General features: G+C 33.5%; 9 protein-coding genes. 3 read left to right on the top strand and 6 right to left on the bottom strand.

All coding sequences use genetic code 11. The features are described 5' to 3' along the window. Positions 1–111: 111 nt before the first annotated feature. The 6 genes from DWX74_RS05580 to baiB form a co-directional block, all read right to left on the bottom strand. A complete protein-coding gene (locus DWX74_RS05580) occupies positions 112–1,533 on the bottom strand; it encodes an MFS transporter (RefSeq protein ID WP_118549082.1) in 1,422 nt (473 codons plus the stop codon). A 133-nt stretch (positions 1,534–1,666) separates the two neighbouring features. After that, positions 1,667–2,947, bottom strand: coding sequence for a bile acid CoA-transferase BaiF (gene baiF / locus DWX74_RS05575; protein WP_118549081.1), 1,281 nt, complete (start codon positions 2,945–2,947; stop codon positions 1,667–1,669). 86 nt (positions 2,948–3,033) lie between these two features. Then, positions 3,034–3,786 (bottom strand): SDR family NAD(P)-dependent oxidoreductase, encoded by a 753-nt coding sequence (locus tag DWX74_RS05570; RefSeq protein WP_118549080.1) that lies wholly within the window; start codon positions 3,784–3,786, stop codon positions 3,034–3,036. Between the two features lie 120 nt (positions 3,787–3,906). Then, a complete protein-coding gene (baiE, locus tag DWX74_RS05565; protein ID WP_118549079.1) occupies positions 3,907–4,413 on the bottom strand; it encodes a bile acid 7alpha-dehydratase in 507 nt (168 codons plus the stop codon). 58 nt (positions 4,414–4,471) lie between these two features. After that, positions 4,472–6,391, bottom strand: a complete 1,920-nt coding sequence (baiCD, locus tag DWX74_RS05560) for a bile acid Fe-S flavoenzyme BaiCD (RefSeq protein WP_118549078.1) — start codon at positions 6,389–6,391, stop codon at positions 4,472–4,474. Between the two features lie 94 nt (positions 6,392–6,485). Continuing rightward, positions 6,486–8,033 carry a bile acid--CoA ligase BaiB gene (gene baiB / locus DWX74_RS05555; protein ID WP_118549077.1) on the bottom strand — a complete coding sequence of 516 codons (1,548 nt, stop codon included), beginning with the start codon at positions 8,031–8,033 and terminating at the stop codon, positions 6,486–6,488. Positions 8,034–8,791: 758 nt separating this feature from the next. On the opposite strand from baiB, the gene DWX74_RS05550 reads away from it, so the two are divergent. From DWX74_RS05550 to DWX74_RS05540, 3 genes are read left to right on the top strand one after another with little or no spacing between them, the layout of a single operon-like run. Next, positions 8,792–10,030 carry a helix-turn-helix transcriptional regulator gene (locus DWX74_RS05550; RefSeq protein ID WP_118549076.1) on the top strand — a complete coding sequence of 413 codons (1,239 nt, stop codon included), beginning with the start codon at positions 8,792–8,794 and terminating at the stop codon, positions 10,028–10,030. Beyond that, complete coding sequence (locus DWX74_RS05545; protein WP_118549075.1) at positions 10,023–10,568, top strand: hypothetical protein; 546 nt, start codon at positions 10,023–10,025, stop codon at positions 10,566–10,568. Before DWX74_RS05550 ends, DWX74_RS05545 begins: the two co-directional genes overlap by 8 nt. A 23-nt stretch (positions 10,569–10,591) precedes the next feature. After that, positions 10,592–11,137: a nuclear transport factor 2 family protein gene (locus tag DWX74_RS05540; RefSeq protein ID WP_118549074.1), complete on the top strand. Its 546-nt coding sequence runs from the start codon at positions 10,592–10,594 to the stop codon at positions 11,135–11,137. The last annotated feature ends 14 nt before the right edge of the window (positions 11,138–11,151 follow it).

The raw sequence follows: 11,151 nt of genomic DNA, 5'->3' as shown, positions 1-11,151 counted from the left end.
ACACAGGTTTTCCACAGAATTTGAAGTATTATAATATCCTTGTAATTAAAAAAGGGGCTCAAGGCCCCTCTTTTAATTGAGTGTTTTTTCAACTCTGTTATTATTTTTAAATTATTTATTATGTATTTTTGGTAGCATTCTAACTGCAACTATTGCTAATATTACACAGCATACTTCAACTAATGCTAATGTATGTATAGATGAAACAGATGCTAATGATTTAGCAGCAGCTTCTGCAGTTCCGTTAGCCATTACTCCAGCCATTCTTGTTGTAACTGTGTTTGCAAATAGTGGTACGAATACCGCAACACCAAATGGAGCTGATATATCTCTGAATAATCCGTATGTTCCTGTTCCTGATCCAGCTTCTGCCTGAGATAATCCAGATAATGAAACTTTCATTAGGATTGTTGCATTTCCTCCAAGTCCTATACCTAACATTCCTAGAGATCCAGCTAATATTGCGAATGGTGCAGTTTCTGTGAAGAAGTACATCATTGCACAACCTATACCAGTGAATAGAAGTGATCCTGTAAGTACAGTCTTTGGTTCTTTTTTATCTGCCATAGGTCCTATGAATACTGAACCTAAAGACATACCTATGTAAAGGATTGATATTGCGAAACTTGATATTATTGTATTTTCTGGCTGAGTAGCTCTAACGAATAATATTACGTTAGTCATATTGGCCTGCATTAATCCCTGAGTAAGGAATAGTATTAATACTGGTAATATGAATTCTTTACGTTTCATAAATTTACCACTTAATATTGGGTTTTCAGCACTGCTTTCAGCTTTTATTAATAAGAATAATGTTACTAAAGCTACTGCTGTAACACCTAGGAATGGAGCTGATGTCCAACCTATATTCTGTCCGAATGATGGTATACATAATACTAAACTGAAGAATATTAGTACGCATACTGCACCTTTTTTATCGAAGTTATCAAGACTTTTCTTTTCAAAGTCTGTTTTCTTAATCATTACTGAACATATGAAGAATGTTACTACACAAAGGGCAACACAAACCCACATCATCATTCTCCATCCAAATGCCTGCATTATTAATCCACCACAAGTTGGACCAACAACAACTGCAGCACTTGATATTAACATATAAAGAGCGAATCCTTTACCAGTTTCTTCTGGTGGATATTCAGTAACTATGTAAGCCATTATAACTGGAGCTATAGCCGCTGTACCAACCCCAACTATAAATCTTGCACCTAGCATGAATATTAATGAAGATGCTATTGCTGTTAATACGTTACCTATTGTGAATACTATGATTCCTAATAATAAAGTTTTACGACGTCCAAGTACGTCACCTAATTTACCAAGTATTGGAGCACATGCAGCTGTAGACATTGCAAGCGCTAGTGCTATCCATGTAGTATTGTTATCGTTAAGACCCATATCTGCTACGAATGCAGGTGCTAGAACGGCTGTGAAACCACCTATAAGACCTACTAGTAACGCTGCTATAGCAAATGGGATAAAGCCTTTTTTATAGTTTGCGTTTGTTGCTGTCATTTCAATTCTCCTTGTATAAAATTTAAGCAATTTTTATTTTGTTTTTTTTATAACATTTGTTTATAATATCAAGCCTGTCAAAATTTTCATTCTGGCAGGCTCGACATTTATCTTTTATTGTTTAATACGTTTCTTATTTATCTTTTTTAGCCATGTGAGGTATAACCTGATCTAATTTATAACGTTTTATAGTTGTTTCAAGGTCGAATTCGTTTACGATACCTTTAGCGTATAAATCGTTAACTTCTTCTTCAGAGTATCCAAGATCTCTAAGTATGTCTCTGTTGTCCATACCAAATAATGGAGCACCTCTCCATATTTCAGAAGGGTTGTTTTTGAATTTGTTTATTAATCCAAGACCTTTTATGTGTCCCATCATTGGGTCATCCCATTCCATTATAGTTCCACGAGCATTCCAGTGAGGATCGTTTAAGCAGTCTTCAAGATCGTAAACTCTCTGGCATGGTATCTGAGCATCTATCATAGCTTTTTCAACTTCTGGCATAGTTCTTTCAGCAACGAATGCTTCCATAGCTTTTTCCATTCTCTGTCCAACTGGAGTATTTATCATCCATCCAGTGAATCCTTCTGGGAAGTCTGGGTCACCAGTACCAGGAGCTGGAAGTCCTATTACAGGGAATCCTCTCTTACATACTTCAGCACCAGTCATACCTATGAATATAGTTCTTCCATCTTTACAAGTATAGAAGCTGAATAGAGCTGCCTGAGCATCTTTGTTACCAGTTTTTGGAACACTTACACCATCAGTAGCGTACTGTATCATACGTCCGTCCATTATACGAGCTAATGCTTCGTACTGAGCTATATCTACAGATTCTCCTTTTCCAGTTAACTGAGTACTTACATAGCATGCTAACATTGCCCAGCAAGTAGTAAGACCACATACGAAGTCACTTAGGTAAGGATTTATTTTTAATGCTTCATTAACACCATTTAATGACATGTATCCACTGAATGCCTGCCCAACAGCATCATAAGAAGCTTTTGTTACGTATGCTGGATCTCCAACCTGTCCGTATCCAGAAACGTGAACTATAGCTATTTTAGGGTTAACTGACCATATAACTTCATCAGAAAGTCCTAGTCTATCATACTGTCCACCTTTTGATGATTCAACCCATATGTCAGCCCATTTTATTAAGTCTAAGAATATTTTTCTACCTTCTTCAGATTTTATATCAGCAACCATTGATAACTGGTTTCTGTGGTTCTGAGGGTATCCATACCAACCTCTCTGGTTGTCTGGTTTTTTAGGCCCTTCGAAGTGTATAACTGTAGCACCACATTCTGCTAAAAGTCCACCACCTAGAGGTCCTGCTATGTTAGATCCACTATCTAATATTTTTAATCCAGAAAGTGCACCAAATTTAGGAAAATCTTTTAATCCAGCCATTTTATTTCTCCTTTTCTTTTAAAGAACATTTTTTATATTAATCGTCGTATTATCTATCTAATTACAGTTTTAAATTAAAGTAAATCTTATGATGGTCTATAAGCACCGTCAACGCTTACAGTTGTAGCTGTTATACCACTAGCTAAGTCAGAAGCTAAGAATAAGTAAGTATTAGCTATTTCTTCTGGTTCTAACATTCTCTTCATTGGGAATGAGCTTAGGTATCCATCTAATATTTCTTCTGGTATATTACCAACCATTGGAGTGTTAACAACACCTGGTGCAACACCAACAACTCTTATGTTTTTACGTATTATTTCTCTACCAAGAGCCTGAGTGAATCCTACAACAGCTGCTTTACTTGTTGGGTATCCAACTCCTGATAATGATCCGTGTATTCCTGTTACAGAAGCAGTATTTATTATAACTCCTTCTTTTCTACCTTTCATGCACTGGTAAGCTGCCCAAGCACCGTTGAATACACCAGTTACATTTATATCCATCATATATTTGAATTCTTCTGGACTAACTCTTGAGAATACGTTTGAGCTAGTAACACCAGCATTGTTTATCATAACGTCTAATCTTCCGTATTTTTCAGCTACTGCACCAACTGCAGCCATAACTTCATCTCTATTAGTTAAATCTGGAGCAAATCCTAATACTTCTTTATCTGGGTGAGTTTCTTTTAATTCTGCTTTAGCAGCGTCTACTTCTTCCTGAGTTTTTCCGAATATAGAAACTGTTGCACCGTTATCCATGAATATTTTTGCTGCGCAAAGACCTATACCACTTGTTCCACCTGTTATTATAACTATTTTGTCCTGTACTAAGTTCATTGTCTTATCTCCTTCTACTTTAATTAAGATTTTAAAAGATTATAGTTTTTTAGTTTATTTTTCAGAGGGCTGGCTGTTTACCAGCCCCCTGTTTATATCTTGTTTATTAGCAATCAATTATTATTTTTCTTTATGCATGTTGCTAGTTATATGTATTTTTGGATCTCTCATGAAATGTTCTTCAAATATACGAACATATCCAGTTTCTTTTATGAACCACTGTCCATCTATTTTTTCATATTTATCTGTGTAGAATGCACCACCGTTTATTCCAACGTTTTTGTATTTTCCGTCTGTGAATATTAGGTTGTCTTCTAGGTACCATCTTCCAGTTGCAGTAGTTTCACTGTCTATTGTTATTTCTGGAGTATGTCCCATATGCATACTTATTTCTTCTTTAGGCATTGCTGCTGCTAAGTATTCAGTTATTTCTTTTGGGCTGTGGAATACTAATTTTCCATCAGAGTAAGAAGTTTCTATGTTAGGAGAAAGAGTAGTTTCTAATTCATCCCATAATTTTCCATCTAAGCAACGGAAATATTTAGCTTTTAACTGTTTTATAGCTTCTATATCGTTTAATCTCTGTATTTCTTTTTCTAATGCTTCTATTCTTGCTTCTAAAGTCATTTTATTCGCCTCTTTCTAATAATTTAATAACCTTTAATTTATATAATTAATTTTTAAATTATATACTCATACCTACTTCGTAACCTTCCTGAGTAGCTATTCTAGCATCTCTAGCACCAGCTGCGTCACCTATTACGTTGAATGGAACACCTAATTCTTTACATTTTTCCTGTAAATCTTCACTTGGTCTAGCAGTTATACCTGTACAGATTACTGCTGCATCACATTCTAACACACCTTCAGTAACTTCCTGAGTTTTCTTGTTAGTCATTATGTAGTGAAGTTTTCCTGGTTCTATACCAACTATGTTAGTTCCAGACATTTTGTTTATTTTGTAGTATTTGAATTCTGGGTTCATGAACATTCTTCTAAGCATGCTTAGACCTGTACCAACACCTTTTCTTTCTATAGCTGTTACCTGAGCTCCTCTAGCTGCTAAGTACTGAGCAACTTCTGTACCAACTAATCCACAACCAACTACTGCTACATGTCCTTTTGGTTCTACTTCACCTTTTAATACCTGATACTGAGTGTAAACTTTGTCACTATCTATACCTGGTATAGCTGGAGCTACGTAATCAGATCCTATAGCTATAACAACATGGTCTGGAGCGAATTCTTCTATTAATTCTGGAGTAACTTTTGTATTGTATCTAACTTCTATTCCTAAACGAGCTACTTCTTCAGCTTCCCATTTAGCTGCAGCTGCCCAATCTTCTTTCATTGGAGCTTTACCTGCTAATACGAACTGTCCTGCTAAGTGATCAGAAGCTTCGAATATAACTGGTTCATGTCCACGTTTTTTAAGTACTTCAGCTGCTAATATACCAGCCATACCACCACCGATTATCATAACTTTTTTAGGTTCATCAGTTTTTGGCATACCTTTGTATTCTAAGCATAAGTGAGGGTTTCTTGTACAAGTTATGTGAGTCATCTGAGGGTTTATAACTGCATCGTAGCATCCCTGGTCACATCCTATACAATGACGTATTAAATCTTCTTTACCTTCTCTAACTTTAGCAACCCAATCCTGATCTGCTAACTGAGCACGACCTATACCAACTAAGTCAAATTTTCCATCTGCTATTACCTGGTTAGCCATTTCTCCTGTGTTTATACGACCAACACCCATTACTGGTATTTTTATCTGTTTTTTGATGTTGTATATGTTTTCTATATTGAAACCGTGCTGTAAGTTGAAAGGAGGAACTTCGTAAACTGTTGCGAATGACTGAGCATTACCTCTTGATAAGTCAGCTACGTCTACTCCTAAATCAGCACATCTATTTATAAATTCTACTATTTCTTCTTCTGTCATTACTTCATCCATTAACTCATCTATGCAGTCAACTCTCATGAAGAATGGCATATCTTCTGGTATATTTGCACGTATAGCTTCAACTACTTCGAAGCAGAATCTGCAACGATTTTCAAAGTTTCCACCATATTCGTCAGTTCTTTTATTCATTCCTGGACTTAGGAATTCATGAGGTAAGTAACTGTGTGCTGCATGGAATTCAACTGCATCGAATCCAGCTTCAACAGCTCTTCTTGCACCTTCTCCAAACTCTTTAACTATTTCATGAATACGTTCAACTGTTATAGTATCTGGTGTTTCTAATGTATTTGTTTTATCAAAGAACATCTGTGGGCTGAAACCACCATGCCATAACTGAACAGCCATTTTACCGCCAGCTTCGTGAACAGCATCTGTTAATTTTTTTAACTGAGCTACATGATTGTCATTGTATAATCCCATGTACATATATGCATGAGGTGCTGGACATAGCGCAACACATTCAAATATATTTAATGCACAACCTGCTTTTGCTCTTGCAACATGGTAAGCTATCATATCATCGCTTAAATCATGTTTATTTTTTGCCATTTTTGTATTCATACCTGGTAGAACTATTCTGTTTTTAAGTTCTAAACCTCTGATTTTAAATGGTGAAAAAAGTGCGTCGTAACTCATTTTAGACCTCCTAAATTTACCTTAATTAATTTATTTTATTAATTTGATTTATTTTCCACTGCACTTGGTGCAGATAGTTAACTAACTTTATATCCTAGCAAACTTTATTAACTAGATTTTTTTCTATTAAGCCTTTTAGCATCTTATCTCTGTTTACCTTTCCATTATCACCTCTTGGTATGCAAGGAACAAATGTAAAGCTCTTTGGAACTTTATATGGTAATAAGTGTTTTCCTAAGTACTCGATTAATTCTTCTGCTGAAACTTCTTCTTTCTTCTGTACTATTGCGTGTAATCTTCTTCCCCACTCTTCATCAGGTATTCCAACTACCACAGCATCAACTACTTTTTCATAAGCTGTTAGTACTGTTTCAACTTCAGTCGCAAATACGTTTTCTCCTCCTATAACAAGCATATCGCTCCTTCTATCAGAGAAGTAAAGGTATCCATCTTCATCCACATAACCAAAATCTCCAACACTTCTAAATCCACCGTCTTTAGTTTCAAGTGGTTTGTGATTGATATATTCTGTCATGCAACAAGCACTTGGTGAAGTCATATAAATTTCTCCAACCTCGTGTGGTCCTAATTCATTTCCTTCTTCATCTCTTATTGATATTCTGCTTCCTCCTAATGGAAGACCTACGCTTCCATAGTGCTTAAGCCATTCATCTCCTCTTATACAAGTGATACCGATTGCCTCTGTCATAGAGTACATTTCGTGAACTTTTTCAGCTCCTATTATATCGATCCACTTTTCTTTTAAATATGGAGAACAATATCCACCAGTATGGTGTAATGCTTTTATTGATTCAAAATCTTTTTTATCAACATTTGCTAATTTTATTATTCTATTCATTAATGTTGGAATCATCTGTATAAATTCTATCTTGTATTCTTTTATATATCTGACTATACTTTCAGGTCTTAAATTTCTAGGTATTATTAATGTATTTCCTACAAATAATCCATTAAATGCTGCTGTGTGAGGAGCACCATGGAAAAGTGGACCTACTAATAATTGTCTTTGTTCAAATTCCATACCTGACATTTCAAACCAGCTTTTTATAATTTCATCAGATAAGCCACTTGCTACATTCTGTTTTATGAACTTTGGCTCTCCTGTTGTTCCTCCAGATGGAGAAATCATATTAGGATTTGCAGCTATATCTTCTGGCATTTCTTCTGATTCGTCTTTACAAACATCGAATACTGATTCTATTTTTATACTTTCTGTTCTGCAAGGCATTTCCTTATTTGTAAAAGAAACTGTTGGTTTTATTATTCTACATATATCACTAAGCTCTGTATCTGTTATTTTGCAAGAAACTGGCATATAACAACCTCCTGTTTTCCAAACAGCTATTGTTGCTAATATATGCTCTATTCCATTTGGGAAAGAAACCATTGCTACCTGCCCTTTTCCAAATCCCTTTTTCATTAAATACCAAGCTAGTTTATTTGAAGCTATGTGAAGTTCCTTCCAAGTGATATCTCTCACATTTTCTTCTTTATCTATATATATGATAGCTTTTTCATCTGGCTTGCATTTTGCTACATATTCTAACTGTTTTCCTGGAGTAACAAAATCTGATATTCCTGTATTAAATTTATTAAAATATTTATATTTTACATCATTCATATCGGTATTTTGCCTCCCTCTTTTCAAATCAAATCACTTTTGATTTATTGTAAAAACTTATGGTTACTTTTTTCTTTTTCAATTTGCTTTTTTCTTTATCGCCCTGTCTTGATATTATCTTAACATTTTTTCGAGATACAATATGTGCTAATAACTTGCTTTCTTACAACACTATAGATGACCTTTTCAAATATAAAATCTAATCTATTTATTGACAAAATCTGTGATTTAACTAACAAGTATTTTTGACTCTTTATTTTATTAATATTTTTTATTGTTTTTAATAATTAAAACTAGTTTTTTTGATTATTTTTTACTTTTATATATTTTTTTATATCGACACCCTCCATACTGTATACAATATTTTTATGCAAAAATACTGTTTATTCTCTATACAAAAAGGATAATTATAAAATCACATCTTTTGTCAAAAAACATTTATTTTATAAACCGATTTTTAGGAAACGTTTCTTTGAGGTATATTTTTAACAACTATACCATAATAAATATTTATTAATTATAACAATAGATCTATCTGCAATATCTATAGCTCATCCCAAAAGTAGTTATTTAGCATTTTAGCTAATAATTACTAGTTAAGTTTCTGAATTTTCATCTTTTTGTTATTTTGAAAGTAAAACATTATCATTGTTTTTACAAATTATGCTATAATACTAACAAAGAACACTTTTTTCTTGATAATGAAATTTTTTTATAAATTTTAATATAACTAAGTAAAAGGAAAGGAGATATTTTGAATGAAAGAAATACCAAAATCAAAATCAATTTGCGGTAGACCTGTCCATTCCGTTTATGTTGATAAAAATAAGTATCTTAGAATGCAAACTTATCACATAAGCGATATTACTCCTCCAACTTCTGAAAATGAATCTCTCTTTGTTTTGGTAAAACATGGATATGGTTCGATTATTATCAACGGAGTAGAGTTTAAACTAAAAGTTGGTGCATTTTTATGGCTGCAATCATACCATACCTTTACTATAAAATGTGAATCTGATGAGCCACTTGAATTGAAGATATGCGTTTATGATTATCCGCTATCTTCATTTTTAACGTTTAGAGAACCAACTCCTACAGCTATAGATGCAATAATGGATGCTACACCAGTTGTATATCTAGAAGGAAAGTTCTTAGAAAGAGTATATGATCTTTTTGACGACTTTGAGGAATTTAATGACTTTTATGACCCTGGAAGCTCTTTAATAAAAGTATCTATTTTAGGTGAGCTTTCAAAAATATTCATAGACCATAGTATGAGGGTATTTGCAAAAGAAGAACCTTCTCCAAAGCCACTTGGCTGGAATGCTATACTATATATAAGTGAATATTTTGGAAAAGACTTAACAGCAGAAAAGGTTGCTAAAATCTTTGATTCCAATGCCACTACATTAAATAGAGAGTTGAGAAATATAAGTGGCTACAATTTTATCAAAACTTTAAATAGGGTAAGAGTAAATATAGCAGCAAGTGCTCTTTTATACGAGGATATGTCTCTTTCATATATAGCTACTCACTCAGGATTCTCTTCTGAGGTTGTTTTTTATAGAATATTTAAACAATACGTGGGCGTAACCCCTGTAGAATACAGAAAACAGATTATTAATCACAAAGAGGATAAGGTTTACAGAGGTATGATCATGTCTACTTCTCTTATGCAGATTTTAAATCACGCATATGATAACTTCTCTTCTTCTGTTGACTTAAAGGATGCTTCTAAGAGTCTATTCTTATCTGAGAGTACTATAAGAAATATCATTTTTGATAGATTTGGGACTAATTACAAATATATAATTTTCTTTAATAGAATAAGACATTCGGAAGCTCTTCTTCTTACTACAGACCTACCAATACTAGATATTGCAATAAATGTAGGATTTAACTGTAGTAGATCATTCTCTAGGGCATTTAATAAATTCCACAATATGACTCCGAGTGAATATAGAAATATGTATCGTGGGGTGAATAGAGATGAGTAAAAAAGGTAATGTTTTCTATCCGCCTCTTTTTTCAGGTGCGGATTACTATTCAAAAAAGGATGGATTTAGATTTCCAGTTACTACAATAGAAAAAAACGTAAGTAAACCAACTGTTTTAAAAAACTATAATGGTATTACATTCTTCTATTTTAGAAACAATGCAGGTAAAATTATAGTAAATTCAATAGAATACCCTGTTCAAAGAGGAACTTTAATGCTTTTAGGAGCATATCATTATTTCCAAATAGTTCCAGATGAAGGTAAAACTATTGAAGTTATAAAATGTAGATTGAGCTATGATGCATTCTTGTATATGGCTGCAAATCCATACTACTCTTTTTCAGAAATTACTTTAGCAAGAATTCCTCTTAGCTCTACACTAGAAGGAAGCATGCTTGAGCGTACTGAAAGCCTATTAGATCGACTTATAAGAGCAACTATTAGACATAACAAAAAAGGTGGAGAAACAGAATTTCTACTATGTATGAGGTTACTTGGAATTCTTCAGCACACTCATGTAGATAAAAATCGTAAATAATCTTTTGTATATGGAGGCTTATTATGAAAATAATAAAAAAAGATTCAACTATTGAAGAGTTAGTTATTGAAGTAATGAAAAATGTTCGCTGTCAGAAATATAATAGCGAAAAACTATGTGATTTACAGAATATTATAGATACTCAGTTCTTCTATTATTGGTCTATGGACATGAAAAAAGAAGAATATGCTTGTGATTTATTTACAGATGATTTTGTTTATCGCTGCTTTTCAGAGGCTCCAACTGAACCAAAATCTCAGGCTCTCCGTTCAAAATTTGTAAATAGAAATATGATGACTATGCACATGAGTCACAATCCTTTAGTTTGGCTAATTAACGATACTGAAGCTAGAGGAATCTTCCTTTATGAAGATAATAATACTTATACTGATGGAGATACTGTTGAAGGTTTTTCTATGTATTGCAATGATTTTAGAAAATGCGAGGACGGTATTTGGAGAATTTCTAAAATGAGAATTGCTTATAGAAAGATGAACGGTAAGCTACATGATTTTGATATTGAAGAAGGCTGGACTCCTGATGAATGGGAAGAATGGAAAGCTAAATAATATAAAAGGACAAG

This window comes from Peptoclostridium sp. AF21-18 (genome assembly GCF_003478825.1).
Taxonomy (GTDB): Bacteria; Bacillota; Clostridia; order Peptostreptococcales; family Peptostreptococcaceae; genus Peptacetobacter.
Note: the sequence above shows the minus strand (reverse complement) of the source record. Positions and strands in the feature narration are given on the sequence as shown.